This is a genomic window from Rhodobacter sp. SGA-6-6 (genome assembly GCF_011043545.1).
In the GTDB taxonomy this organism is placed as follows: Bacteria; Pseudomonadota; Alphaproteobacteria; order Rhodobacterales; family Rhodobacteraceae; genus Pseudogemmobacter.
Genome location: NZ_JAAKGP010000005.1, coordinates 114,329 through 140,967, shown reverse-complemented (window position 1 = coordinate 140,967; position 26,639 = coordinate 114,329). Strand labels below are relative to the sequence as shown.

21 protein-coding genes and 1 pseudogene are annotated in these 26,639 nt (G+C 69.9%); 12 read left to right on the top strand and 10 right to left on the bottom strand.

Annotated features, from left to right (window positions below; genetic code table 11):
- The 3 genes from G5B31_RS11260 to G5B31_RS11250 all read left to right on the top strand — a co-directional run bounded on the left by G5B31_RS11260 (position 1) and on the right by G5B31_RS11250 (position 3,897).
- The gene (locus tag G5B31_RS11260) at positions 1-1,173 is read left to right on the top strand and encodes a DUF1501 domain-containing protein (protein WP_165017493.1); all 1,173 of its coding nucleotides are present in this window, start codon (positions 1-3) and stop codon (positions 1,171-1,173) included.
- Between the two features lie 433 nt (positions 1,174-1,606).
- Complete coding sequence (locus G5B31_RS11255) at positions 1,607-2,956, top strand: sulfatase-like hydrolase/transferase (protein ID WP_165017490.1); 1,350 nt, start codon at positions 1,607-1,609, stop codon at positions 2,954-2,956.
- Positions 2,953-3,897: a formylglycine-generating enzyme family protein gene (locus tag G5B31_RS11250; RefSeq protein WP_165017487.1), complete on the top strand. Its 945-nt coding sequence runs from the start codon at positions 2,953-2,955 to the stop codon at positions 3,895-3,897. The genes G5B31_RS11255 and G5B31_RS11250 overlap by 4 nt, the downstream gene beginning before the upstream one ends.
- Positions 3,898-3,901: 4 nt before the next feature.
- Here G5B31_RS11250 and G5B31_RS11245 read toward each other — a convergent pair whose 3' ends face one another.
- From G5B31_RS11245 to G5B31_RS11230, 4 genes are read right to left on the bottom strand one after another with little or no spacing between them, the layout of a single operon-like run.
- A complete protein-coding gene (locus G5B31_RS11245) occupies positions 3,902-5,536 on the bottom strand; it encodes an ABC transporter ATP-binding protein (RefSeq protein WP_165017485.1) in 1,635 nt (544 codons plus the stop codon).
- Positions 5,537-6,649, bottom strand: coding sequence for an ABC transporter permease (locus G5B31_RS11240; RefSeq protein WP_165017482.1), 1,113 nt, complete (start codon positions 6,647-6,649; stop codon positions 5,537-5,539).
- Positions 6,642-7,565 (bottom strand): ABC transporter permease subunit, encoded by a 924-nt coding sequence (locus G5B31_RS11235; RefSeq protein WP_165017480.1) that lies wholly within the window; start codon positions 7,563-7,565, stop codon positions 6,642-6,644. The genes G5B31_RS11240 and G5B31_RS11235 overlap by 8 nt, the downstream gene beginning before the upstream one ends.
- Positions 7,566-7,620: 55 nt before the next feature.
- On the bottom strand, positions 7,621-9,195 hold the full coding sequence (locus G5B31_RS11230; protein ID WP_165017478.1) for a peptide ABC transporter substrate-binding protein: 1,575 nt from the start codon (positions 9,193-9,195) through the stop codon (positions 7,621-7,623).
- A 304-nt stretch (positions 9,196-9,499) separates the two neighbouring features.
- On the opposite strand from G5B31_RS11230, the gene G5B31_RS11225 reads away from it, so the two are divergent.
- Entirely contained in the window at positions 9,500-10,183 is a 684-nt protein-coding gene (locus G5B31_RS11225; RefSeq protein ID WP_165017476.1) for a type 1 glutamine amidotransferase domain-containing protein, read from the top strand.
- A gap of 14 nt (positions 10,184-10,197) precedes the next feature.
- On the opposite strand, the gene G5B31_RS11220 is transcribed toward G5B31_RS11225, so the two are convergent.
- Positions 10,198-10,656: an Lrp/AsnC family transcriptional regulator gene (locus G5B31_RS11220; RefSeq protein WP_165017474.1), complete on the bottom strand. Its 459-nt coding sequence runs from the start codon at positions 10,654-10,656 to the stop codon at positions 10,198-10,200.
- Positions 10,657-10,848: 192 nt separating this feature from the next.
- Here G5B31_RS11220 and G5B31_RS11215 point away from each other — a divergent pair, with 192 nt between their 5' ends.
- The 6 genes from G5B31_RS11215 to G5B31_RS11190 are packed head-to-tail and all read left to right on the top strand — an operon-like array spanning position 10,849 to position 20,678.
- Complete coding sequence (locus G5B31_RS11215) at positions 10,849-14,277, top strand: indolepyruvate ferredoxin oxidoreductase family protein (RefSeq protein ID WP_165017473.1); 3,429 nt, start codon at positions 10,849-10,851, stop codon at positions 14,275-14,277.
- Between the two features lie 10 nt (positions 14,278-14,287).
- Positions 14,288-15,454, top strand: coding sequence for an isovaleryl-CoA dehydrogenase (locus tag G5B31_RS11210; RefSeq protein WP_165017472.1), 1,167 nt, complete (start codon positions 14,288-14,290; stop codon positions 15,452-15,454).
- Positions 15,451-17,058: a carboxyl transferase domain-containing protein gene (locus G5B31_RS11205; protein ID WP_165017471.1), complete on the top strand. Its 1,608-nt coding sequence runs from the start codon at positions 15,451-15,453 to the stop codon at positions 17,056-17,058. Before G5B31_RS11210 ends, G5B31_RS11205 begins: the two co-directional genes overlap by 4 nt.
- A gap of 8 nt (positions 17,059-17,066) precedes the next feature.
- On the top strand, positions 17,067-19,061 hold the full coding sequence (locus G5B31_RS11200) for an acetyl/propionyl/methylcrotonyl-CoA carboxylase subunit alpha (protein WP_165017469.1): 1,995 nt from the start codon (positions 17,067-17,069) through the stop codon (positions 19,059-19,061).
- Complete coding sequence (locus G5B31_RS11195) at positions 19,054-19,911, top strand: hydroxymethylglutaryl-CoA lyase (protein ID WP_165017466.1); 858 nt, start codon at positions 19,054-19,056, stop codon at positions 19,909-19,911. The genes G5B31_RS11200 and G5B31_RS11195 overlap by 8 nt, the downstream gene beginning before the upstream one ends.
- Positions 19,908-20,678: a crotonase/enoyl-CoA hydratase family protein gene (locus G5B31_RS11190; protein ID WP_165017463.1), complete on the top strand. Its 771-nt coding sequence runs from the start codon at positions 19,908-19,910 to the stop codon at positions 20,676-20,678. Before G5B31_RS11195 ends, G5B31_RS11190 begins: the two co-directional genes overlap by 4 nt.
- A gap of 9 nt (positions 20,679-20,687) precedes the next feature.
- Here the strand turns inward: G5B31_RS11190 and G5B31_RS11185 are convergent, their stop codons facing one another.
- The 4 genes from G5B31_RS11185 to G5B31_RS11170 form a co-directional block, all read right to left on the bottom strand.
- Positions 20,688-21,521: a metal ABC transporter permease gene (locus G5B31_RS11185; RefSeq protein WP_165017460.1), complete on the bottom strand. Its 834-nt coding sequence runs from the start codon at positions 21,519-21,521 to the stop codon at positions 20,688-20,690.
- Positions 21,518-22,345 (bottom strand): metal ABC transporter permease, encoded by an 828-nt coding sequence (locus G5B31_RS11180; RefSeq protein ID WP_165018029.1) that lies wholly within the window; start codon positions 22,343-22,345, stop codon positions 21,518-21,520. The genes G5B31_RS11185 and G5B31_RS11180 overlap by 4 nt, the downstream gene beginning before the upstream one ends.
- 29 nt (positions 22,346-22,374) lie before the next feature.
- Complete coding sequence (locus tag G5B31_RS11175; RefSeq protein ID WP_165018026.1) at positions 22,375-23,271, bottom strand: manganese/iron ABC transporter ATP-binding protein; 897 nt, start codon at positions 23,269-23,271, stop codon at positions 22,375-22,377.
- 98 nt (positions 23,272-23,369) lie between these two features.
- A complete protein-coding gene (locus G5B31_RS11170; RefSeq protein WP_165017457.1) occupies positions 23,370-24,275 on the bottom strand; it encodes a metal ABC transporter substrate-binding protein in 906 nt (301 codons plus the stop codon).
- Positions 24,276-24,393: 118 nt separating this feature from the next.
- Between G5B31_RS11170 and G5B31_RS21505 the strand changes: the two are divergent.
- A pseudogene (locus G5B31_RS21505) lies at positions 24,394-24,621 on the top strand (hypothetical protein); the annotation flags it as partial.
- Positions 24,622-24,750: 129 nt separating this feature from the next.
- Here G5B31_RS21505 and G5B31_RS11160 read toward each other — a convergent pair.
- The gene (locus G5B31_RS11160) at positions 24,751-25,674 is read right to left on the bottom strand and encodes a LysR family transcriptional regulator (protein ID WP_165017455.1); all 924 of its coding nucleotides are present in this window, start codon (positions 25,672-25,674) and stop codon (positions 24,751-24,753) included.
- Positions 25,675-25,772: 98 nt separating this feature from the next.
- On the opposite strand from G5B31_RS11160, the gene G5B31_RS11155 reads away from it, so the two are divergent.
- Positions 25,773-26,546: an SDR family oxidoreductase gene (locus tag G5B31_RS11155; RefSeq protein WP_165017452.1), complete on the top strand. Its 774-nt coding sequence runs from the start codon at positions 25,773-25,775 to the stop codon at positions 26,544-26,546.
- Positions 26,547-26,639: the final 93 nt, after the last annotated feature.

Here is a 26,639-nt window from a genome sequence, read left to right as displayed (position 1 = left end):
ATGGCCCTGCTGCATCTCACGCGCCGCAGCTTCCTGACCTGCGCCGGCGCCGCCGCGCTCGGCAGCATGGTCAGCGAGGTCGTCTTCGCCGCCGCCGGGTCCGAGAACCGCCTGGTCACCATCCTCTTGCGCGGGGCGATGGACGGGCTGGACGTGATCCGCCCGCTCGGCGACCCGGACTATGCCGGGCTGCGGCCGACGCTGCTGTCGCAGGCCCCCGGCGGCCTGCCGCTGGACGACCGCTTCGCCCTGCATCCGGCGCTGGAGGCGCTGCATCCGCTGTGGCAGAGCGGCGAATTCGCCTTCGCCCATGCGCTGGCCCTGCCCTACCGCAAGGGGCGCAGCCATTTCATCGGCCAGGACGCGCTGGAACACGGCTCGGGCCGCGCCGACGGCGCGGTGGGGCCGGCCCGCGACGGCTGGCTGAACCGGGCGATCGGGCTGATCCCGGGCGCCGACGGCGGCACCGGGCTTTCGGTCGGGCAGGAGCGGCTGATGATCATGGAAGGCGGCGTGCCGACCGGCCACTGGTTCCCGGTCGAGGAGAACCAGCTTTCGGCGCAGGGCCGCAGCCTGCTGGACCGGCTGCACCGGGAGGACCCGCTGACCGGCCCCGCCTTCGCCGCCGCGATGGAACTGGCGACGGCGGGCGGCAAGGGCAAGATCCTGCGCGAGGCCGAGATGTATGACCTGCTCGGGCAGGAGCTGGCGCGGCAGCTGCTCGGCCCGGCCCGGATCGCCGCCTTCGCGCTGAACGGCTGGGACACCCACCAGCGCCAGACCCACCTGATCGGCGAACGCCTGCCGCTGCTGGCCCGGGTGATCCTGTCCTTGCGGGCCGCGCTCGGCGAGGCCTGGGGCAGGACGCTGGTGCTGACCATGACCGAATTCGGCCGCACCGCCCGCGAGAACGGCTCGGGCGGGACGGACCACGGCACCGGCGGGGTGATGCTGGCGGCCGGCGGCCTGTTGCGCGGGGGACGGGCCTTCGGCGACTGGCCGGGCCTGGCCGAGGCGGACCTGCTGGACCGGCGCGACCTGATGCCGGTGGACGACCTGCGCCGCTACCCCGCCCATGCGCTGCGGGCGCTGTTCGGGCTGGAGGCGCGGCAGCTGGAGGAGGTGGTCTTCCCGGGGCTGGACCTCGGCCGCGATCCGGGGCTGATCCTGTAGTCCGGGTCGGTGTCCGGCGCCTTCATCCGCGATCCCCTTGGCGAAGGCCATCGCCTTCGCCACAGCGTAACGCTTCCCCTTGTCCCGGCCGGGCCTCAATGGCCCGGCCAGCGCCCGCCCCGCCCTCGGCGGGCGCTTCTCGCCCGCCGGGTCGGGCGCTGGCCTCTCGGGGTTTAAAGCCACCGCCGTCTCCGGGTGAACCCATCCGCACGGGCGGGGGCGAGGCGGTGCCTCGCCTTCTCCCGCCCGGGCCGGGCCGCGGGCTTTCCGGGGTCGGATGTGTCGGTCTCCCCCGGACACCCCCGGGCAATATGGCAACACGGCCCCGCGCTCGCACGCGGGACGGGTTGAACGGCCGGCGGGATGGGACGATGTAGCCTCCGGGCGCGCCTCCCGCAGGGGGCAGCGGGCCGATGCCGTAAGAGTGCACGCCATGACCGCAAAGAACATCCTGCTTGTCTCCTTCGACGATGCGGTCGCGCCCTGGCCCTACCGGACCGCCTTCAACGAACCCTTGAAGCTGCCCAATCTGGAAGAACTCTGCGCCCTGGCCACGGTGTTCCAGACCGCCTATGCGCAGGCGCCGATCTGCGGCCCCTCGCGCGCCAGCATGATGACCTCGCGGCTGCCGCACAGCCTGGACATCCTGGACAATTCCACCTTCGTCTTCGACCGGGTGGAGCCGCAGGCCTGCTGGATCCACACGCTGCGGGAAAACGGCTGGTTCTGCTCGTCCGGCGGCAAGATCCACCACAAGCCCGCGCTGTCGCGGCCGCATCACAAGGCGCTCTACTCCGACGCGCGCAAGAGCTTCGATGTCGACATGCGGCTGCCGCGGGACTTGCGCAAGCGCTCCCGCGCCTACGGCGGCCACCGGCTCGGCCGCGGCACGCTGGACGGGGCGGACGACGATTTCTTCTTCGACCAGCAGGTGGCGAATTCCACCATCGACTTCCTGGAAAGCTATCAGGGCGACCAACCGTTCTACCGCGAGGTCGGCTTCTTCAGCCCGCACGGCCCCCACATCACCCCCGCCCGCTTCAAGGAAGCCTATGACCCCGGCAACTTCCGGCGGCCCGCCGACTGGACCGGCTATCTGGCCGACAGCCCCTATGTCACCAGCCACATCCCCGAGAACACGGATTTCCGGGACGAGGACTACTGGCAGAAAAGCGTCCGCAACTACTTCTCGGCCTACAGCCACGGCGACCACCAGCTGGGCCGGGTGCTTGCCGCGCTGCGCGCCTCGCGCCATGCCGAAAACACGGTGATCGTGGTGGTGGCCGACCACGGCTTCCACCTCGGCAACCGCAACCTCTACCGCAAGACCACGCTGTGGGAACAGGCGCTGCACGTCCCCTTCGTGATCTTCGACCCGACGCAACCCGCCGGCCGGGTGGTCGAGGACCCGGTGGCGCTGGTCGATCTCGGCCCGACCCTGCTGGATTTCGCCGGCCTCGCGCCGCCGCCGGCGGCAGCGGGCCGTTCGCTGCGGCCGATGATGCAGGGCGCGCGCGATCCCGATCGGGCGATCCCCTCCTTCTACGGCCACAGCGTGACGATCCGGAAGGGCGACTACCGGATCATCCGTTACGCCTCGGCCCCGGGGGTGGAGGACTGGCAGCTTTTCGACCTGCGGACCGATTACTGGCAGTTGCGCAACCTCGGCCCGGACCATCCCGCCTTCGCGCCGATGCGCCGGGCGCTGGAGGATTGGGCGGCAGCGGAGGGCTACGCGTTTTCCCGGTCGGAGGACCCGGTCCCCGACGCAGGCGCCGAATGACCTGCCGCTGCTCTCCCGCGGCAGGGCCGCAACCGGCGCCGGGCGACGACCCGCCCGCCGGCGGCGCCTCAAAGGCGCTGCGGCAGGCGGTGCTCGCCACCCTGCGCCCGATCCCCGGCGGCTTCGCCGAGATGGGCGCCCTCCGGTCCCGCTATGCGCCCGACCGCGACAGCCCGCGGCGGCGCATCCGGCTGGACCCGTTCCGCATCGGCGCAACCACGGTGACCAACGCCCTCTTTGCCCGCTTCGTGCAGGAAAGCGGCCATCGCACCACCGCAGAGCGGGAGGGCTGGTCCTTCGTCTTCCACCTCCGGCTGAAGGATGCGGCGCTGCATCCCGTCCACCCGCCCGGCACCCCCTGGTGGCGGCAGGTGCAGGGCGCCGACTGGGCCCATCCCGAGGGCCCGGGCAGCAGCATCGAGGACCGCACCGATCATCCGGTGGTGCATGTGTCCTGGGAGGATGCCGCCGCCTTCGCCCGCTTCACCGGCACCGCCCTGCCGACCGAGGCGCAATGGGAACATGCCGCGCGCGGCGGGCTGAAGCGGATGAAGTTTCCCTGGGGCAACGAGATGACGCCCGGCGGCGTCCACCGCCACAACACCTGGCAGGGCCGCTTCCCGATGGAGAACAGCGCCGAGGACGGCCATGCCGGCACCGCCCCGGCGGAAAGCTACCAGCCCAACGGCTACGGCCTCTTCAACATGACCGGCAATGTCTGGGAATGGGTGGCGGACTGGTTCGGCGACCTGCCCCCGGCCCGCATCCCGCCGGTGCCGAACCCCGCCGGGCCGGACGAGGGCGAGGCCCGGGTGATCCGCGGCGGCTCCCACCTCTGCTGCGCCTCCTATTGCGAGCGGTATTTCGTCCATTCCCGCAGCCAGAACACCCCCGGCAGCTCGACCGGCCACATGGGGTTCCGGGTGGCCCTGCCCGGTTGACCGCTCAGCCGAGAGCGAGGCGGCCGAAGCGGTCGCGGCTCAGCGCCGCCGCCATCAGGTCGCGGGTATAGGCCTCGCGCGGGGCGTCGAAGACCATCTCGGTCGGGCCTTCCTCGACCACGCGGCCGTCGCGCATCACCAGGATGTAGTCGGACAGCGCCCGCACCACGGCGAGGTCGTGGCTGATGAAGATGTAGGACAGGCCGTGCTTTCCCTGAAGGTCGCGCAGCAGCATGACGATCTGCTTCTGGACCGAGCGGTCCAGCGCCGAGGTCGGCTCGTCCAGCACGATCAGCTTCGGCCGCAGGATCATGGTGCGGGCGATGGCGATGCGCTGGCGCTGGCCGCCGGAGAATTCGTGCGGATAGCGGTTGCGCATCGCCGGGTCGAGCCCGACCTCGACTAGCGCCGCCTCGGCCCTGCGGGCACGGTCGGCGGGGGAGAGGTCGGGTTCGTGGATCAAGAGCCCTTCGCCCAGGATGCGCCCCACCGTCATCCGGGGCGAGAGCGAGCCGAACGGGTCCTGGAACACCAGTTGCAACTCGCGGCGCAGGGGCCGCATCTCCTGCGCGCCCTGCGGCAGCTCGCGCCCCAGCCAGGCGACGCGGCCGGTGGAGGGCAGAAGCCGCAGCAGCGCCCGGCCCAGGGTGGACTTGCCCGAGCCGCTTTCGCCCACGACGCCGATGGTCTGGCCCTGCACCAGCCGCATGGAAATGCCGTCGACGGCGTGGAAATCCCGTCCGCGTTTCAGCAGCCCGCCGCCGATGCGGAAGGTCACCCGGACATCGCGCCCGGTCAGCAGTTCCGGCGCCCCGGCGGGCGGCGGCTCCTTGCGGCCCTCGGGTTCGGCATCCAGCAGCATCCTGGTATAGGGATGCTCCGGCGCGGTGAACAGCCGCTCGGCCGGGCCGGTCTCCACCATCTCGCCGGCGCGCATCACCGCCACCCGGTCGGCGAAGCGGCGCACGATGCCCAGGTCGTGGGTAATGAAGACGATGGCCATGCCCAGCCGTTTTTGCAGATCGGCCAGCAGGGTCAGGATCTGCGCCTGGATGGTCACGTCCAGCGCGGTGGTCGGCTCGTCGGCGATCAGGATGTCGGGGTCGTTGGCCAGCGCCATGGCGATCATCACCCGCTGCCGCTGCCCGCCGGAGAGTTCATGCGGATAGCTGTCGATCCGCCGCTCCGGCTCGGGGATGCCGACCAGCCGCAACAGGTCGAGAATGCGGGGCCGCGCCGCTGCCTTGGACAGGCCGCGGTGATAGCGCAGGGGTTCCGCCAACTGGTCGCCGATGCGGTAGAGCGGGTCGAGCGAGGTCATCGGCTCCTGGAAGATCATGGTGATCCGGGCGCCGCGCACCTTGTTCAACTGCCGGTCGCTCAGCGCCAGCAGATCGACCGGCCGCCCGCCCGCCTGCGCGTCGCGATAGACCGCCTGGCCGGTGGCCTTCCCGTTCGCCGCCAGCAGGCCCATCACCGCCATCATCGCCTGGCTCTTGCCCGAGCCGCTTTCGCCGACGATGGCCAGCGTCTCGCCCCGGCCCAGGTCGAAGCCTATGCCGCGCACCGCCTGAACCGGGCCGTCGTTGGTCTGGAAGGTGACGCGCAGGTCGCGCACCGAAAGCACCGGGTCGGTCATCTAGCGCTCCTTCGGGTCGAGGCTGTCGCGCAACCCGTCGCCCAGGAAATTCAGCGCGAACAGGATCGCGGTCAGCGTCAGCGCCGGGCCGATCAGCTGCCAGGCCGCGCCGCGCATGTTCTGCGCGCCTTCCGAGATCAGGAGGCCAAGCGAGGTCATCGGGTCTTGGACGCCGAGGCCCAGGAAGGAGAGCAGGCTCTCCAGGAGGATCGCCTTCGGCACCAGCAGCGTGACGAAGACCACCACCGGGCCCAAGAGGTTGGGCACGATATGGCGGGTCAGGATGCCGCGGCGGGTGGCGCCCAGGGCCTCGGCCGCCTGCACGAATTCGCGGCGCTTCAGGGAAAGTGTCTGGCCGCGGACGATGCGGGCCATGTCCAGCCATTCGGTGGCGCCGATGGCGATGAAGATGATCACCAGACTTCGGCCGAAGAACACCAGCAGCAGGATGACGAAGAAGATGAAGGGCAGCGAATAGAGGATGTCGACGATCCGCATCATCACGTTGTCGATCCGCCCGCCCAGATAACCCGCCGTCGCCCCCCAGGCCACGCCGATGATCAGCGCCATGACCGAGGCGAGGAGGCCGATCGCCAGCGAGATGCGGATGCCGATCATGATCCGGGTCAGCATGTCTCGGCCGAGGTTGTCGGTGCCGAGGATGAAATACTGCCGGTTCACGCTGACGGTCAGCGTGCCGGTCATCCCGTCCTCGGCGAGGTCCAGCTGCGGGGCCGAGAACAGTTCCGACCGCTCGAAATAGCGGGTCACCCGCGGGTCGATGGGCTTTTCCCCCGCGGTCAGGGCGACCGAGAGGCGGCTGCCCTCCAGCACCGGCTCGGCCCCGGTCAGCCGGGCGCGCTTCATCTCGCGCTCGAAGCCGGGCAGGATGTCCTCGGCCTTGGGATAGGCCTCGAAGCTGGGGGCGACGCGGACATATTGCTGGTAGATGGTGGCATGGCTGTGCGGCGACAGCATCGGGCCGAAGATGCCGACCAGCGCCAGCACCGCCAGCACCACCGCGCTGGCGACCGCGGCGCGGTTCTTGCGCAACCGAAGCCAGGCGTCCTGCCAGAGCGAGCGGCTGACGGCGGGAAGCGTTGCATCAGTCATAGCGCACCCTCGGGTCCAGCCAGGCATAGGCGAGGTCCACCAGCAGGTTGAACACCACCACGAAGATGGCGATCACCACCACCGTGCCCATCACCAGCGTGTAGTCGCGGCCAAGCGCGCCCTGCACGAAATAGCGGCCGATGCCGGGGATGCCGAAGATCGTCTCCACCACCACCGAGCCGGTCATCAGCGCCGCCGCGGTGGGGCCGAGGTAGGAGACCGCCGGCAACAGCGCCGCCCGCAGCGCGTGGACGCCGACCACCACCCTTGCGGGCAGGCCGTAGGCGCGGGCGGTGCGGACGTGGTTCGCCCGCAGCGCCTCGACCGTGGCGCCGCGCACCAGACGGGCGATCACCGCCACCTGCGGCAGCGCCAGGGTGACGATGGGCAGCACCCAGTAGCGCGGATCGGCATCCGACCAGCCGCCGGCGGGCAGGACGCCCAGGATCACCCCGAAGATCAGCGACAAGAGCGGCGCCACCACGAAATTCGGCGTGGTGATGCCGAAGGTGGCCAGCGCGACGATGGTGTAATCCAGCCAGGAATTCTGCCGCAGCGCCGCGATGGTGCCGAAGAAGGTTCCCAGCACCGCCGCCAGCCCCAGGGCCAGTCCGCCCAGCATCACCGAGACCGGCAGGCCGGCGGCGAAGAGATCGTTCACGGTGAAGTCGCGCCGGGCGAAGCTGGGGCCGAGGTCGCCCTGCAGCAGGTTGCCCAGATAGGTCAGATATTGCTGCCACAGCGGCTGGTCCAGCCCGTAGGCGCGCTGCAGGTTCAGCATGATCAGGGGGTCGATCGGGCGCTCCAGGTCGAAGGGCCCGCCCGGCGCCAGCCGGATCATGAAGAAGGTCAGCGTGACGATGATGAAGATGGTCGGGATCGCCCCGGCCAGCCGTCGCAGGGTGTAGCTCAGCATGGATGTATCCCCCGAACGGGCGGGCCTGCGCAGCCCGCCCGCCTCTCCCGAAGGATCAGTTCAGCGACAGCCAGCGGGTGCCGTGGGCATCCATCAGGTTGTCCTCGTAGCCCCCCACCTGCGGCGCGACCAGCGCGCGCGAGGAATAGTAGAGGATCGGGATCGCCGGCACCTCGTTCAGGAAGATCTGCTCGGCCTCGGCCATGATCCTGGCCCGTTCCGTCAGGTCGGCGGTGACGGCGGCCTTGTCCATCAGCGCGTCGTAATCGGCATTCGACCATTTCGGATAGTTGAAGCTGACCCCGCTCTGCATCAGGAAGAGGAAGTTCTGCGGGTCGTTGTAGTCGCCGATCCAGCCGGCGCGGGCGATGTCGTAGGGGCCGTCCTCGCGCAGGTAGTTGAAATAGGTCGCGCCCTCGGTCTCGTTCAGCGTGGCCTTGATGCCGATGGCGGAAACCGCGTCGGCCACCGCCGCCATGGTGTTCTTGTTGTTCTCCGAGGTGTTGAACAGCAGTTCCACCGACAGGCTGCCCTCGGCCACCCCCGCCTCTTCCAGAAGCTTCTTCGCCGCATCCTCGCGGTCCAGCGGGTCCTGGTCCTTGTAGGGCAGCATCGGCGCGTCATCGACGTAGTTCACGATGCCGGGCGGCACCAGCGACCAGCCGGGCAGCATGGTGTCCTGCCAGACCTCGGAGGCAAGGAACTCGCGGTCGATCACCATGGAAATCGCCTGCCGCACCTTCGGGTCCTTCAGGGGCGAGCCCTCCTTGCCCTTGACCGGCAGATAATAGGTGCCGAGGTAGGGCGCGATCCGCAGCGCGTCGGGCAGCTTCTCCTTCACATAGTCCATCTGCTCGCCCGGCACGTCGGAGCAGATCTGCACCTCGCCCGCCTCGAAGCGGCGCAGGCAGGCGGCGCGGTCCTCGAAGGGGATCCAGTTCACCGTGTCGATCTTCACGTTCGCGGCGTCATGGAAATGCTCGTTCTTCGCCATGACGATCTTGTCGTTGGGCTGGAACGAGACCAGCTTGTAGGCGCCGTTCGTCACCATGGTGCCGGCCTGGGTATACTTGTCGCCGTTCGCCTCCACGCTGGCCTTGTGCAGCGGATAGCCGGTCTGGTGCGTCAGCAGTTCCAGGAAATAGGGCGTCGGCGTGTGCAGCGTGATCTCCAGCGTCTGCGCATCGACCGCCTTCACGCCCAGCTGGTCCAGCGGCAGCTTGCCGGTGTTCACCTCTTCGGCGTTCTTGATCGCATAGAGGATCGAGGCATAGCCCGCGGCCGTGGCCGGGTCCATGATCCGGGTGAAGGCGAAGGCGAAGTCCTCGGCGGTGACCGGATCGCCGTTCGACCATTTCGCATCGTCGCGCAGCTTGAAGGTATAGACCAGCCCGTCGTCCGAGACCGTCCAGCTTTCCGCCGCGCCGGGAACCGCCTCGCCCTTGCCGTTCTGCACCGTCAGCCCTTCGTAGAGGTCGCGCAGGACATTGCCCTCGGCCACCGTGGAGGTGCGGTGATGGTCCAGCGTCGCCGGATCGGTGTCGTTGCCGCGGTTCAGCACCACCTCGGCCGAGGCGAGCCCCGCGCTGAACAGCAGCGCCGTGGTGGACAGCAGAAGATGCTTGGTCATGGTGATCTCCCTGTGGCTGGCCGGGCGGCGCGCAGGCACGCCCGGACCGGGTTACTGACAGGCAGCCTAGCGCGGGCGGAACAACTGTCAAATGGCGCCTTGCGTCACTTCGCAACCTCCGGCTGAACGGCGGCAGGCGGCGGAACGGCAATTCCCGCGGATTTGCCCGGCCGGGATGCGGCGGCCGGCCCCGCCGTGCGGCAAGTTGCAGCAGCCCCCGCCCGGCGCAGCCGATGCCCCGGTTGACTCCGCCCCCCGCGCAAAGGTTACGCTGCGACCGGAGGCGGGGCTGGAGGTTCGGCGGATGGCCAGACGTATCCTTCATGTCGTCAGCAATGTCGGCCAATATGCCGACGGGTCCACGCCCACGGGTCTGTGGCTGTCGGAACTGACCCATGCCTGGGACCTGTTCGCGGCCAGGGGGTTCGGGCAGCGCATCGTCAGCCCGAAGGGCGGCCCCGCGCCGCTGGAGCCGCGGGCGCTGAAATGGCCGCTGCTGGACGGCTCGGCCAGGGCCTGGCTGGAGGACCCCGCGCGGATGGCGCTGCTGTCCTCGACCGCGCCGCCCGAGGGCATCGACCCGGCGGACTACGATGCGATCTGGTTCACCGGCGGCCATGCGGTGATGTGGGACTTCCCCGACAGCGCGGGTCTCCAGGCGATCACCCGGGCGATCTGGGACCGCGGCGGCATCGTGGCGGCGGTCTGCCACGGCTACTGCGGGCTGCTGAACACGCGGCTGTCGGACGGGCGGCTGCTGGTGGAGGGCAAGCGGCTGACCGGGTTTTCCTGGGCCGAGGAAGTGCTGGCCGGGGGCGCCCGCAAGATGCCCTACAACGCCGAGGCCGAGATGAAACGCCGCGGCGCGCTTTACGCCAAGGCCCTGCTGCCCTTCGCCCCCCATATGGTGGCCGACGGCCGGCTGGTGACCGGGCAGAATCCGTTCTCGGCCCGGGCGGCGGCGGAGAAGGTGGCGGCGCTGCTGTAGGGCCGCCGCTCGCCTCAGACCGGGACGTTGAGGCTGTGCTTCACCCGCTTCAGGGTGAAGCTGGTGTTGACGGACTGGACGTTCGGCAGCTCGACGATGGCGTTCTTAACCACCGCCTCGTAGTGGCGGACGCTGGTGGCGATGACCTGCAGCACATAGTCGTATTCGCCGGACAGCGAATGGCACTGCATGATCTCGGGCACGTCCTGAACCGCCTCCTCGAAGGCGCGCAGCCGGTCGCGCTGGTGATGGGCGATCTTGACGAAGCACAGCACCAGAATCTCGAACCCCACCGCCTCGGGGTCGATGACGAAGCGGCGGGGGCTGACCGCGCCTTCCTCCTGCAGCCTTTGCAGCCGCCGCCAGCAGGGCGAATGGCTGAGGCCCGCGGCCTCGCCCAGTTCGCGCATGGTGATCTCGGGCCGGGCCTGGATGGCCCGCAGGATGCGGCGGTCCGAATCGTCCAGCTCCATCGGAGCCTCCTTGGGTTACAGCGGCGCGGCATGGGGAAAGCCCTTGCAACAAAGCGCGGGAATTTCCATCTGCAAGGGTATGCTGTGCCCCGCACGGCTGCAAGCAGGTCAGCAATAGAGACCTTGTTTCCGCCTTGCCGGGCTATGATCGCACACAGCGGGAAGGCGCGGCCCTGGGGAGGAGACGCGGCAATGGTTCTCACCCTCGACGACAAATACACTGCCGAGCAGGGCGCGGTCTATCTGACCGGAACCCAGGCGCTGGTGCGGCTGCCGATGACGCAGGTCCGCCGCGACCGGGCGGCGGGGCTGGACACAGGCGCCTTCATCTCGGGCTACCGGGGGTCGCCGCTCGGGGCCTACGACCAGCAACTGGTGAAGGCGAGGAAGTTCCTCGACCGCCATGACGTGGTGTTCCAGCCCGGGCTGAACGAGGATCTGGCCGCCACCGCCGTTTGGGGCAGCCAGCAGCTGCACCTGTCGCCGGGCGCGCGCAAGCAGGGCATGCTCGGCATCTGGTATGGCAAGGGACCGGGGGTGGACCGGTCCGGCGACGTGTTCAAGCACGCCAATGCCGCCGGGACCGCGCCCTATGGCGGGGTGCTGGCCATCGCCGGCGACGACCACACCTGCAAGTCCTCCTCGATCCCGCACCAGTCCGACCACGCCTTCATCTCGGCGCTGATGCCGATGCTGTATCCGTCCTCGGTGCATGAATTCCTGGAGATGGGCCTTCTGGGCATTGCCATGTCGCGATTTTCCGGCTGCTGGGTCGGCTACAAGGTGATTTCCGAGACCGTCGAGATCAGCACGGTTGTGGACCTCGCACAGGAACAGCGGCAGTTCGTGCTGCCGCAGGATTTCGACCTGCCGCCCGGCGGGCTGAATCTGCGCTGGCCCGACCCGCCGCTGGTGCAGGACGAAAGGTTGCAGGAACACAAGGGCTATGCCGCCATCGCCTTCGCCCGCGCCAACGGGGTGGACATGGTGGTCTCCGACACCCCCCGCGCCCGTTTCGGCATCGTCGCCTCGGGCAAGGCTTACGAGGACGTGCGGCAGGCGCTGGCCGAGTTGGGGATCGGCCCCGAGGAACGGGCCGTCCTCGGCCTGCGCTTCTACAAGGTGCGGATGCCCTGGCCGCTGGAGCCGGAAGGCATCCGACATTTCTCCGAAGGGCTGGAGGAGGTGCTGGTCGTCGAGGAACGCCGCGAGATCATCGAGAACCAGATCAAGGAGCAGCTGTTCAACTGGCGCGCCGATGTCCGCCCCCGCATCGTGGGGAAATTCGACGAAAGCGACCGCCCCTTCCTCAGCCTTTCCGCCGGGCTGACCGTTGCCCGCGTCGCCGGCGCCATCGCCGAGCGGCTGTTGCGGCTGGACCTGCCGGAAGGGCTGGCCGACCGCCTGCGCCGCCGCGCCGAGCATCTTCATGCCGCCGAAGCCCGCGGCGCCGCCCATGTCGCCCCGGTGATCCGCCTGCCGCATTACTGTGCCGGCTGCCCGCACAACACCTCGACCCGGGTGCCGGAGGGATCGAAGGCCATGGCCGGGATCGGCTGCCATTTCATGGCGCAATGGATGGACCGGCGGACCGAGACCTTCACCCATATGGGCGCCGAAGGCGTGCCCTGGACGGCGATTTCCCGCTTCACCGACGAGAAGCACCGTTTCGTCAACCTGGGCGACGGCACCTTCTTCCACTCCGGCCATCTGGCGATCCGCCAGGCGGTCGCGGCGGGGGCGAACATCACCTACAAGATCCTGGTGAACGACGCGGTGGCGATGACCGGCGGCCAGCCCATCGACGGGGTGCTGACGCCGCAGCAGATCACCCATCTGATGCATCACGAGCGGGTGGCGCGGATCGTGCTGATGTCGGACCGGCCCGACCTCTACCGCGCCGCCGACCTGGCGCCGGGGACCGAAATCCGCCACCGCGACGACATCGACGCGGTGATGCTGGAGCTGCGCGAGGTGCAGGGCGTCACCGTCATCGTCTACGAGCAGACCTGCGCGGCCGAAAGGCGGCGGCGGCGCAAGCGCGGCACGCTGGAAGACCCCGACCTGCGGCTCTGGATCAACCCGGAAGTCTGCGAAGGCTGCGGCGACTGTTCCGAGAAGTCGAACTGCATCGCGGTGGAGCCCGAGGAAACTCCGATGGGCCGCAAGCGGCGGATCAACCAGTCCTCCTGCAACAAGGATTATTCCTGCCTGAAGGGCTTCTGCCCCTCCTTCGTCACCGTCCGCGGCGGCCGCCTGCGCAAGCCCCGGGCCGAGGCCCCCGACATCGCCGCCCTGCCCGACCCCGCCCTGCCCCGGATCGAGCGCGCCTGGAACCTGGCGCTGGCCGGGGTCGGGGGGACGGGCGTGCTGACGATCAGCGCCATCCTCGGCATGGCGGCGCATGTCGAGGGCAAGGTGCCGATGGTGCTGGACATGGCCGGGCTGGCGCAGAAGGGCGGCGCGGTGATGAGCCATGTCCGCATCTCGCGCCCCGACCGCCCCGTCGCCGCCCCCCGCATCGCCGCAGGCGGCGCCGACCTGCTGATCGCGGCGGATGCGGTGGTGGCGGCCTCGAAGGACAGCATCGTGCTCTGCGACCCGGACCGCACCGAGGCGGTGCTGAACACCCGCCTGACCCCGGTCTCCGACTTCGTGCGCAACCGCGACTTCGACTTCCGCACCGGCACCGTGGAGCGGGCGGTCGCCGGATCGGTCCGCTCCGCCCGGCATTTCCGCGACTTCTCCACCCTCGCCGCCCGGCTGACCGGCGACGAGATCGGCGCCAACCTGATGATGCTGGGCTACGCCTGGCAATGCGGGCTGGTGCCGCTCGGCCGCGAGGCGATCCTGCAGGCCATCGCGCTGAACGGGGTGGCGGTCGCCGCCAACACCGATGCCTTCAACTGGGGCCGGGTGCTGGCGCACGACCCCGCGCGGTGGCAGGCCGCTGCGCCCCCGCGCGGGCTGGAGGAGATGACCACGGAGGAGATCGTCGCCCACCGTGCCGCGCATCTGCGGGCGTATCAGGGCCAGAGGCTGGCCGACCGCTACCGCGGCTGGGTGGAGCGGATCGGCGCTGTGGCCGGCGACACCGACCTGCCCCGGCAGGTGGCGATCGGCTATGCCAGGGTGCTGGCCTACAAGGACGAATACGAGGTCGCCCGGCTGTTCTCCGCGCCCGAGGTCCGCCGGTCGCTGGAGGAGACCTTCGAGGGCGATGTCCGTCTCTCCCTGAACCTCGCCCCGCCCTTCCTGCCCGGCAAGGCGGCGGACGGGCGGCCGAGGAAGCGCGAATTCGGGCCTTGGGTCCTGCCCGCACTGCGCCTGCTTGCCCGGCTGAAGGGCCTGCGCGGCACCTGGGCCGATCCGTTCCGCCACAGCGCCGACCGCAAGCTGGAGCGGCAGTTGATCGGGCTCTACGAGGACGACCTCGCGCTGGCCTGCACCGCGCTGACCCCGGAAAACCTGCCGCTGATCCGCGAATTGCTGATGCTGCCGCAGCAGATTCGCGGCTACGGTCCGGTGAAGGAGGCGGCTTACGAAAAGCAGATGGAACGGCGGGCCGAAATCCGCGCGGCCCTGGCGCAGGGCGACGCGCCCCGCATCGCGGCGGAGTGAGGGAGAAGAAATGTTCAACGCATCCATGAGGTTCGACCTCGGCGACGAGATCGACGCGCTACGCGACACCGTGCACCGCTGGGCGCAGGAGCGGGTGAAGCCGATGGCCGCGGAGATCGACCGGCGGAACGCATTCCCCGCCGAGCTCTGGCCCGAGATGGGCCGCCTCGGCCTGCTCGGCATCACCGTGCCGGAGGAATACGGCGGCGCCGGGATGGGCTACCTCGCCCATGTCGTCGCGGTGGAAGAGATCGCCCGCGCCTCGGCCTCGGTCTCGCTCAGCTACGGCGCCCATTCCAACCTCTGCGTCAACCAGATCGCCCTGAACGGCACCGAGGCGCAAAAGCGCAGATACCTGCCGGGCCTGATCGCCGGCACCCATGTCGGCGCGCTGGCGATGTCCGAAGCCGGAGCGGGGTCGGACGTGGTGTCGATGGGGCTGCGGGCCGAGAAGCGGGGCGATGGCTACATCCTGAACGGCACCAAGTTCTGGATCACCAACGGCCCCGACGCCGATGTGCTGGTGGTCTATGCCAAGACCGACCCCGCCGCGGGATCGAAGGGCATCACCGCCTTTCTGGTCGAGAAGACCATGGCGGGCTTCTCCACCAGCCCGCATTTCGACAAGCTGGGGATGCGCGGCTCGAACACCGCCGAACTGGTGTTCGACAACGTGGAGGTGCCGGCGGAGAACGTGCTGGGGGCCGAAGGCAAGGGCGTCCGCGTCCTGATGTCCGGCCTCGACTACGAGCGGGTGGTGCTGTCCGGCATCGGCACCGGCATCATGGCCGCCTGCCTGGACGAGATCATGCCCTACCTGGCGGAGCGCAAGCAGTTCGGCCAGGCCATCGGGGATTTCCAGCTGATGCAGGGCAAGATCGCCGACATCTACACAAGGCTGAACTCGGCCCGCGCCTATGTCTACGAAGTGGCGAAGGCCTGCGACCGCGGGCAGGTGACGCGGGCCGATGCGGCGGGCTGTGTGCTTTATGCCTCGGAGGCCGCGATGCAGGTGGCGCATCAGGCGGTGCAGGCCATGGGCGGCGCGGGGTTCATGAACGAGAGTCCGGTCAGCCGCATCTTCCGCGACGCCAAGCTGATGGAGATCGGCGCCGGCACCAGCGAAATCCGCCGGATGCTGATCGGGCGGGAACTGATGGGGGCGATGCGGGCATGAGTGTCCTGACTTCCGCCATCTCCCCCCGCTCGGAGACCTACCGCGCCAACCGCGCTGCCAATCTGGCGGCGCTGGAGACCGTGCGCGAAGCCGCCGCCCTCGCCATGGCCGGCGGCGGCGACAGGGCGCGCGACTTGCACCGCAGCCGTGGCAAGCTCTTGCCGCGCGAGAGGATCGCGCGGCTCCTGGACCCCGGCTCCCCTTTCCTGGAGGTCGGGCTTTTCGCCGCGCATGGCCTCTATGACGGCGCCAGCCCTTCCGCGGGCCTGATCGCCGGCATCGGCCGGGTCGAGGGGCAGGAGGTGATGATCCTCTGCAACGACGCCACCGTGAAGGGCGGCACCTATTTCCCGATGACGGTGAAGAAGCACCTGCGCGCGCAGGAGATCGCCGCGGAGAACCGGCTGCCCTGCGTCTATCTGGTCGATTCCGGCGGCGCCAACCTGCCCAACCAGGACGAAGTCTTCCCCGACCGCGACCATTTCGGCCGCATCTTCTACAACCAGGCCAACATGTCGGCGGCGGGGATCGCGCAGATCGCGGTCGTCATGGGTTCCTGCACCGCCGGCGGCGCCTATGTGCCCGCGATGTCGGACGTGACCATCATCGTGCGCGATCAGGGCACGATCTTCCTGGCCGGCCCGCCCTTGGTGAAGGCGGCGACCGGCGAGGTGGTCAGCGCCGAGGACCTGGGCGGCGGCGATGTGCATACGCGGCTCTCCGGCGTGGCGGACCTGCTGGCCGAGGACGACCTGCAGGCGCTGGCGCTGGCGCGGCGGGCGGTGGCCAACCTGAACCGGCAGAAGCGGCCGCAGCTGGCCCTGCAGGCGCCGGAAGAGCCGCTCTACGACCCCGAGGACATCCTGGGGATCGTGCCGCCCGAGGTGAAGACGCCCTACGACATCCGCGAGGTCATCGCCCGCATCACCGACGGCTCGCGCTTCGACGAGTTCAAGCCGCGCTACGGCGCCACCATCGCCTGCGGCTTCGCCCATGTGATGGGGATGCCGGTCGGGATCATCGGCAACAACGGGGTGATCTTTTCGGAAAGCGCCCTGAAGGCCGCGCATTTCGTCGAACTCTGTTCGCAGCGGAATATCCCCTTGGTGTTCCTGCAAAACATCTCGGGCTTCATGGTCGGGCGCACGGCCGAGAACCGCGGCATCGCCAAGGACGGGGCCAAGCTGGTGACCGCCGTCGCCACCACCCGCGTGCCGAAGGTCACCATGATCGTCGGCGGTTCCTTCGGGGCCGGCAACTACGGCATGTGCGGCCGCGCCTACGGGCCGCGGTTCCTGTGGACCTGGCCTAATGCGCGGATTTCGGTGATGGGCGGCGAACAGGCGGCCGGGGTGCTGGCCACCGTGCGGCGCGAGGCGATCGAGCGCAAGGGCGGCCAGTGGTCGGCCGAGGAGGAGGCCGCATTCAAGCGCCCCACGGTCGAGATGTTCGAGCGGCAGTCGCATCCGCTTTACGCCTCGGCCCGGCTCTGGGACGACGGCACCATCGACCCGCGCCACAGCCGGCAGGTGCTGGCGCTGTCCTTGTCCGCCGCGCTGAACGCGCCGGTGGAAGAGACCAGCTTCGGCCTGTTCAGGATGTGAGGACCCGGATGTTCACCAAGATCCTTATCGCCAACCGTGGTGAGATCGCCTGCCGGATCATCGCCACCGCCCGCCGGATGGGCCTCCGCAGCGTCGCCGTCTTCTCGGACGCCGATGCGCAGGCCCGTCACGTCGCGCTGGCCGACGAGGCGGTGCGGATCGGCCCCGCCCCGGCGGCCGAGAGCTACTTGCGCGGCGAGGCGATCATCGAGGCCGCCCTGCGCACCGGAGCGGAAGCCATCCACCCCGGCTATGGCTTCCTGTCCGAGAACGCCGGTTTCGCCGAGGCGGTTCAGGCGGCGGGGCTGGTCTTCATCGGCCCGCCCGCCGGCGCCATCCGCGCCATGGGGCTGAAGGACGCGGCCAAGGCGCTGATGGAACAGGCCGGCGTGCCGGTGGTGCCGGGCTATCACGGCGCGGATCAGGACCCGGAGCGGCTGGCCTCCGAGGCCGAAGCCATCGGCTGGCCGGTGCTGATCAAGGCCCGCGCCGGCGGCGGCGGCAAGGGGATGCGGCGGGTCGAGCGGCCCGAAGACTTCCGCGAGGCGCTGGACAGTGCCCGGCGCGAGGCGCAAGCCGCCTTCGGCGACCCGGCCTGCCTGGTCGAGAAATACGTCGCCCGGCCCCGCCACATCGAGATCCAGGTCTTCGCCGATGCCCATGGCAATGCGGTCCACCTGTTCGAGCGCGACTGCTCCCTGCAACGCCGCCACCAGAAGGTGATCGAGGAGGCCCCCGCCCCCGGGATGCCGGAGGATGTCCGCGCCGCGATGGGGCGGGCGGCGGTGGAGGCGGCGAAAGCCATCGGCTACCGGGGCGCCGGCACGGTGGAGTTCATCGCCGACGGCTCCGGCCCGCTGCGCGCGGACGGCTTCTGGTTCATGGAGATGAACACGCGGCTGCAGGTGGAACATCCGGTCTCTGAAGCCATCACCGGCCTGGACTTCGTGGAACTGCAACTGCGGGTGGCGGCGGGCGAGCCCCTGCCCTTCCGCCAGCAGGATCTGCGCATCGACGGCCACGCCTTCGAGGCCCGGCTCTATGCCGAGGATGTGGCGAAGGGGTTTCTCCCCGCCACCGGCACGCTGACCCGCCTTGCCCTGCCCGGCATAACCGAATTTACCCGCGGCGGCATCCGCATCGACAGCGGGGTGCGGCAAGGCGATGCCATCGCCCCTTGGTATGACCCGATGATCGCCAAGATCGTCACCCATGCGCCCAGCCGGGCCGAGGCGCTGAACCTGCTGGCCTCGGCGCTGGCCGGGTGCCGGGTGGCAGGCGTCACCACCAACCTGGAGTTCCTCTCCGCCCTCGCCCGCCATCCCGGCTTCCGCGCCGGGGAGGTGGACACCGGGCTGATCGCCCGGGACCTTGCGCTGCTGACGGCCCGGCCGGAGATGCCGCCGCATGTCCCGGCGCTGGCCGCGCTGGCGGCGCTCGGCCTGCCGAAAGAGCCGGGAGCCGATCCCTGGGACCGGCTAGCCGGCTGGCGGGCCTGGGGCCCGGCGGAGGAGTTCGTCACGCTGGAGAGCGGCGGCGACCGCCTGTCGCTGCGGGTGGAGCATCTCGGCGGCGGCGGCTTCCGGGTGGAGGGGGACCGCTCCTGTGAGCTGACCGTCACGCGGGACGGCGAGGGCTTGCAGGTCGCAGCGGAGGACCGGCGCTTCCGGGCCGAGACGCTGGTCGAGGCCGGAAAGGTGCTGGTCTGGCACGACGGCCTCCGCCACGACTTCGCCCTGCCCGACCCTCTGGCGGGCGCGGCGGGCGAGGCGGCCAGCGGCGACAGCATCGTCGCGCCGATGCCCGGCCTCGTCTCCGCCGTCCGGACGGAAGTCGGCGCGGCGGTCCGCAGGGGCGATCCGCTGCTGGTGCTGGAGGCGATGAAGATGGAACACATCCTGACCGCCCCGCGCGACGGCATCGTGGCCGAACTGCTGGTGGCCGAGCGCGATCAGGTCGCGGACGGCAGCCTGCTTCTGCGGCTGGAGGCCGGGGATGGCTGAGCGCGTCACCCTCCACGAGGTCTCCCCCCGCGACGGGTTGCAGAACGAGCCGCGCGCGATCCCCACCGCCGACAAGATCCGGCTGGTGGACCTGCTTTCCGCCTGCGGCTTTTCGCATATCGAGGTGACCAGCTTCGTCAGCCCGAAACGGGTGCCGCAGATGGCCGACGCCGCCGAAGTGCTGGCCGGCATCCGCCGCGCCAGGGGCACCTCCTACGCCGCCCTCACCCCCAACCTGCAAGGTTTCCAAAGCGCACTGGAGGCCGGGGCGGACGAGGTGGCGGTCTTCGCCTCGGCCTCGGAGGGGTTCTCGCAGCGCAACATCAACTGTTCCATCGCCGAAAGCCTGGACCGTTTCCGCCCCGTCCTCGCCGCCGCCCGCGCGGCCAAGGTTCCGGTCCGCGGCTATGTCTCCTGCGTCACCGACTGCCCCTATGACGGGCCGGTGGCGCCCGCCTCGGTGGCGCAGGTGGCGCAGGCGCTGATGGACCTCGGCTGCCGGCAGGTCAGCCTTGGCGACACCATCGGCGCGGGCACGCCGGAGACCATCGCCCGGATGCTGGAGGCGGTGCTGGACCGCCTGCCCGCCGCCAGCCTCGCCGGGCATTATCACGACACCCGCGGCCAGGCGCTGGAGAACATCCGCACCAGCCTCGCCCACGGCCTGCGCGCCTTCGACAGTTCCGCCGGCGGGCTCGGCGGCTGCCCCTTCGCGCCGGGCGCCAAGGGCAACGTGGCGACCGAGGCGGTGGTGGAGATGCTGCACGGCATGGGCTTCGACACCGGCCTCGACCCCGCCCGCCTGAACGAGGCCGCCACCTTCGCCCTTTCGCTGAGGAGCGCGCAATGAAGACCCTCGATGTCAGGACCGACCCGCGCGGGGTGGTCCACGTCGCCCTGAACACCCCGGAAAAGCGCAACGTCCTGTCGCCCGCGATGATCGCCGAACTGACCGATCTGGCGCGGGGCATCGGCCAGCAGGCCCGCGCAGTGGTGCTGTCCGGCGCGGGGCCGGTGTTCTGCGCCGGCGGCGACCTCGACTGGATGCGGGCGCAGATGCAGGCCGGTCGGGCGCAGCGGCTGGCCGAGGCGCGCAAGCTGGCCGACATGCTGCACGCGCTGAACACCCTGCCCGCGCCGCTGATCGGCCGGCTGCACGGCGGCGCCTTCGGCGGCGGCATCGGACTGGCCTGCGTCTGCGACGTGGCCATCGCCGCGGAAGGCACCAAGTTCTGCTTCTCCGAAACCCGGCTGGGCATCATCCCCGCCACCATCGGCCCCTATGTGCTGGCCCGGATGGGCGAGGGCAACGCCCGCCGCGTCTTCATGTCGGCCCGGGTCTTCGAGGCGGCCGAGGCCGAGCGGCTGGGGCTCGTCGCCCGGGTGCTCCCCGCCGATGCCCTCGATGCGGCGGTGGAGGCGGAGGTGGCGCCCTACCTCTCCACCGCCCCCGGCGCGGTGGCCGAGGCCAAGCGGCTCGCCCGCGCGCTCGGCCCCCGGATCGACGCCGGGGTGATCGAGGACAGCGTCCGCCGCCTGGCCGACATCTGGGAGGGCGAGGAGGCCCGGCACGGGATTTCCGCCTTCCTGGAGAAACGGAAGCCGGACTGGGGGTGAGGCTGGGCCTCAGACCGCCGCCGTGATCCGGCGCTGCCGCCAGGTCCTGCGCAGGAAGGCGGCGATGAAAAGCCCGGTCAGCACCAGCACCACGGTCGGCGCCGGCGCGGAGTCGAGAAAGAAGCTGGCATAGACCCCGCCCAGCATCGACACGAGGCAGACGGCGACCGAGACCGCCAGCATCCGGCCGAAGCTGCGGGTGAGGAGGAAGGCGATGGCCCCCGGCGCGATCAAGAGCGCGACGGCGAGGATCAGCCCGGTCGCCGACATGGTGGCGACGATGGTCAGCGACAGCACCGTCAGCAGGCCGTAGTGCAGAAGCCCGACGGCCAGGCCGGAGACCCGCGCCTGCGCCGGGTCGAAGGCGTGCAGCATCAGGTCCTTCCACTTCACCAGCAGCAGGGCCGAGACGGCCAGCCCGATCAGCCCTGCGGTCCACAGATCCTCGGGCCCGACGCCCAGCATGTTGCCGAACAGGATATGGTCGAGATGGGCGTCCGAGGTGATCGAGGTGTAGAGCACGATCCCCAGCCCGAACATGCCGGAGAAGACCACGCCCATCACCGTATCCTGCTTCACCCGGCTGTTCTGGGCCAGGTAGCCGGTGGCGACGGCGGTGAACAGCCCGGCGGCGAAGGCGCCGAGGATCAGCGGGAAGCCGAGGATATAGGCCAGCACGATCCCGGGCAGCACCGCATGGCTGACCGCATCGCCCATCAGCGCCCAGCCCTTGAGGACGAGGAAGCAGGACAGCAGCGCGGTCGGCACCGCAACCAGGACGGCGATGAGAAAGGCGTTCTGCATGAAGGCGAACTGGAACGGCAGCAGCAGCTGGTCGATCATCGCGCCGCCTCCTCGCGCAGGGCGGCGCGGGCCTTGGCGCGGGCGGCGCGCAGCCCGTGCTTGGGCGCCCAGACGAAGGCGGCCAGGAAGATCAGGGTCTGCAGGCAGACGATGACGCCGCCGGTCGCCCCGTCGAGGAAATAGCTGATATAGGCGCCGGCGAAGCTGGTCGCCGTGCCGATGGCCACCGACAGCGCGATCAGCCGCGGGAAGCGGTCGCAGAGCAGATAGGCCGTCGCCCCCGGCGTCACCACCATGGCGATGACCAGGAAAGCGCCGACGGTCTGCATCGCCGCCACCACGCAGGCCGACAGCAGGATGAAGAACACCGCCTTCAGCAGCCCGGGGCGCAGGCCGATGGTGCGGGCATGGCTTTCGTCGAAGAAGACCACCATCAGGTCCTTCCATTTCAAGAGCAGCACCGCCAGCGAGACGAAGCCGATGATCGCCAGCTGCAGCGTGTCCTCGGGCGAGATCGCCAGGATGTTGCCCATGGTGATGGTCTGGATCGACACCGACATCGGATTGACCGAGACCATGAACAGCCCCAGTCCGAAGAAGCCGGTGAAGATCAGCCCGATCACCACATCGGCCTTGAGGCCGGAGCGGTCGGAGAGGAACAGCATCGCCGCGGCGGCCAGCCCGCCCGACAGGAAGGCGCCCAGGGCGAAGGGCAGCCCGAGGATATAGGCCCCTGCCACCCCGGGCACCACCGAATGCGAGAGCGCATCGCCGATCAGCGACCAGCCCTTCAGCATCAGATAGGCCGAGAGGAAGGCGCAGACCCCGCCGACCAGCGCCGAGACCCACATGGCATTGGTCATGTAGCCGTAGGAGAAGGGCTCCAGCAGGGTCACTTGCGGCCCTCCGCATCCCCGGCCCGGGTGCGGGTGCGGCCGGCATATTGCACCAGCGGCCGCTCGTCGTCGGTCAGGATCGAGACGTGGCGGCTGTCGTCGTCGTCGTGCAGCGCCTCGCCGCCCAGGGTGAAGTGGCGCAGCACGCCGCCGAAGGCCGCCTCCAGGTTCTCGCGGGTGAAGGTGGTCTCGGTCGGGCCGAAGGCCAGAACCGTGCCCTTCACCAGCACCACCCGGTCGCAGAATTCCGGCACCGAGCCGAGGTTGTGGGTCGAGACCAGCATCACCCGCCCCTCGTCGCGCAACTCGCGCAGGAGGGCGATGATCTGCTCCTCGGTCTTCACGTCGACGCCGGTGAAGGGCTCGTCCAGGAGGATCACCTGCCCGTCCTGCGCCAGCGCGCGGGCCAGGAAGACGCGCTTCTTCTGGCCGCCCGACAGCTCGCCGATCTGGCGGTGGCGGTAGTCCTGCATGTTCACCCGCGCCAGCGCGGTGCCGACCGCGTCGTGGTCGGCCTTCGACGGGCGGCGCAGAAAGCCCATGTGGCCGTAGCGGCCCATCATCACCACGTCCTCGACCAGCACCGGGAAGGACCAGTCGACCTCTTCGCTCTGCGGCACATAGGCGACGAGGTTGCGCTTCAGCGCCTCGGCCACCGTCAGGCCGAGAAGCCTGATCTCGCCCCTCGCCACCGGGACGAAGCCCATGATCGCCTTGAACAGGGTGGACTTGCCGGAACCGTTGACGCCGACCAGCGCCGTCACCGTGCCCTTCGGGATGCGGAAACTGGCGCCGCGCAGGGCGGTGAGGCCGTTGCGGTAGGTCACCGTCACGTCGCGGGCGGAGATGCCCGCGTCTTCTCCGGTTTCGGCACGGATCGAGGCGTCACGCATCATCTGTCGTCTTTCTGCCGAAGGGCGGTCACACCGATCTAATCGCGAAACCCGCCGCGCGAAAGGGCGCGGCGGGCCGGAATCTTCGGCCGCCGCGGTCACTCCGCGGCCGGCGCCAGGCCCTCGGCGATGGTCTCCGAGGTCACCCGCATCAGGTCGAGGTAGTTCGGCACCGGGCCGTCCGGCCCCGACAGGCTGTCCACGTAGAGGACGCCGCCGTAGCGCGCCCCGGTCTCGCGCGCCACCTGCTCGGCCGGCGCGGTGTTGACGGTGCTTTCGCAAAACACCACCGGGATGGCATTGGCCCGCACCCCGTCGATCACCGCCCGCACCTGTTTCGGCGTTCCCATCGCGTCCGAGTTCATCGGCCAGAGGTAAAGCTCCTTCATCCCGAAGTCGCGGGCCAGGTAGCTGAAGGCGCCCTCGCAGGTCACCAGCCAGCGCTGCGCCTCGGGCACCTCGGCGATCCGCTGGCGCAGCGGCTCCAGCGTGGCGCGCAGCTCCTCCTTGTAGGCGGTGGCGTTGGCCCTGTAGGTCTCGGCGTTCTCCGGGTCCTGCGCGACGAAGGCGGCAAGGATGTTGTCGATGTAGATTTCTGCGTTGGCGAGGCCCATCCAGGCATGGGGGTTCGGCTTGCCGTCGTATTCCCCGCCCGAGATCGAGATCGGGTCGATCCCGTCGGTCAGCGTCACCGAGGGCACGTCGCCGAGGTTGCGCAGGAACTGCTCGAACCACAATTCCAGGTTCATGCCGTTCCACAGGATCAGGTCGGCCCCCTGCGCCCGCACGATATCCTGCGGCGTCGGTTCGTAGCCGTGGATCTCGGCGCCCGGCACGGTGATCGACACCACATCCGCGGCCTCCCCCGCCACCCGGCCGGCCATGTCGGCCAGAACGGTGAAGGTCGTCACCACCTTCATGCGGTCCTCGTCGGCCAGGGCGGCGCCCGCCATCAGGGCCGCGGCCGTCACGGCGCCGAAGAGGCACGACATTGTGGAAGACATGGGCAGTCCTTTCCTGTTTTCCGGCAAGATCGCCACCGGGTTCAACCCGGCAGTTGCGAATGAGTTGCAACATCTATAGCGGGTCCGGCGGATAGTGCAACTGCAAATCATTCGCAAAATGGTGGCGGATGATCGGCCCGGCCCGGCCGGCGCCGACGGCTGCATGATCGACGATTGCACGGTGTTCTTCCACGGCCCCGGACGGGTGATGGTGATGGGCGCCAACCCGCAGCTGGGCGAAGATCTTGCGGCCGCCGCCGGGCCGGGGGTGCGGGTGCGGGAATGCCGGACCGAATTCGCGCAGGTCTCGGTGCAGGGCCCGAAGTCGCGGGCGCTGTTGCAGGCGCTGATCCGGGAGGGCCCCGCCCCGGAACCATGGTCTCGGCGGCAGGCTCCCCTGGCGCGGTGGTCGCCCTGCCCGTCCACGACCCCGGGCGCAACCGCGCAAGAAGCTGAACCCGGGGGCGGCGCAGGCTCACGGCCGCCGCGGCACCGCGCTCCGGTGCAGGCTGCGGCGCAGCACCTCCTCCATCCAGTCCGCGAAGGCCGTCAGGCGGCGCGGGCTGCGGGGGGAGCCGGGGAACAGCAGGTGCATCGGCATCGGGCCGGGCCGGTGATCGGGCAGGACCTCCACCAGGTCCCCGGCGGCAAGGTGGTGGGCCACGTCATAGGCCGGGATCTGGATCAGCCCCATCCCGGCCAGCGCGCAGGCGATATAGCCCTCGGCACTGTTGGCGCTGACCCGCCAGGGCACCGGGCGGGTCTGCACCCGGCCGCCCTCCAGCCATTCCCAGTCCGCCACCCGCCCGGTCGAGGGCGAGGCATAGGCGACCTGCCGGTGCCGGTCCAGGTCGGCGGGCGCAAGCGGCGTGCCCTGCTGCGCCAGATAGGCCGGGCTGGCCACGTTGATCTGGGCGATCTCGCCCAGGCGGCGGGCGCGCAGGCCGGAATCGGGCAGCGGGCCGACGCGCAGGGCGATGTCCACCCGCTCGCCCACCAGATCGACGGCGCGGTCGGTCATCCCCAGTTCCACCCGGAGGCCGGGCCACAGCGCCAGGAACTCCGGCAGCGCCGGCGCCAGGATCAGCCGGCCGATCCGGCCCGGCACGTCGACGCGGATGCGCCCCTCGATCCGGCGCGCGGCGGCGCGGAACATGGTTTCCATCTCCTCGCTCTCGGCCAGGAAGCCGAGGCAGCGGTCGTAGAATTCCTCGCCCTCGTCGGTGGCGGCGACCGCCCGCGTCGTCCGGTGCAGGAGCCGCACCCCCAGCCGTGCCTCCAGCCCGGCGATGGCGGTGGAGACGCTGGAGCGCGGCATCTGCAGGCTGTCCGCCGCCCGGGTGAAGCTGCGGGTTTCGACCACCCGGGTGAAGATGCGGTAAAGCTCGATCCGGTCCATTGTTCGCAATCCCCGACAGGTGAAGTCAGGATCGCCGGATTTATTGGGAATCTCCAGAACATAAATTGCCCCGGCAACGCAAGACAAAGGAGAGTGCCATGACGAGCAGAACCCTCAAGGACAAGACCGTCCTGATCGCCGGCGGGGCCAAGAACCTGGGCGGCCTGCTGGCGCGGGATTTCGCGGCGCAGGGCGCGAAGGCGGTGGCGATCCATTACAACAGCCCGGCCAGCGCCGCCGAGGCCGAGGCGACCGTCGCGGCGGTGCGGGCGGCGGGGGCGCAGGCGGTGGCGATCCGGGCCGACCTGACCACGGCGGGCGCGGTAGAGAAGCTGCTCGCCGATGCCGTGGTCGCCGTCGGCCGTCCCGACATCGCCGTCAATACCGTCGGCAAGGTGCTGAAGAAGCCGATGGCCGAGATCACCGAGGCCGAATACGACGAGATGAGCGCGGTCAACGCCAAATCCGCCTTCTTCTTCCTGAAGGAGGCCGGCAAGGCGGTGAACGACAACGGCGCGATCTGCACGCTGGTCACCTCGCTGCTGGGGGCCTACACGCCGTTCTATTCCAGCTATGCCGGCACCAAGGCGCCGGTGGAGCATTTCACCCGCGCGGCCTCGAAGGAATTCGGCGAGCGCGGGATTTCCGTCACCGCCATCGGCCCCGGCCCGATGGATACGCCCTTCTTCTACGGGCAGGAGACGCCCGAGGCCCAAGCCTACCACAAGACCGCCGCCGCGCTGTCGCCCTTCTCGAAGACCGGCCTCACCGACATCGAGGACATCGCGCCCTGGATCCGCTTCCTCGTCACCGAGGGTTGGTGGATGACGGGCCAGACGATCCTCGTCAACGGCGGCTACACCACCAAGTAGCCGCCCGACTGGCCCGGCCATCCCCAGAGGCCGGGCCGCTTTCCTTTCCGCGGCGGCCCCCGATTTCCCCCTCGTGGCGGGGCCGATCCGCGA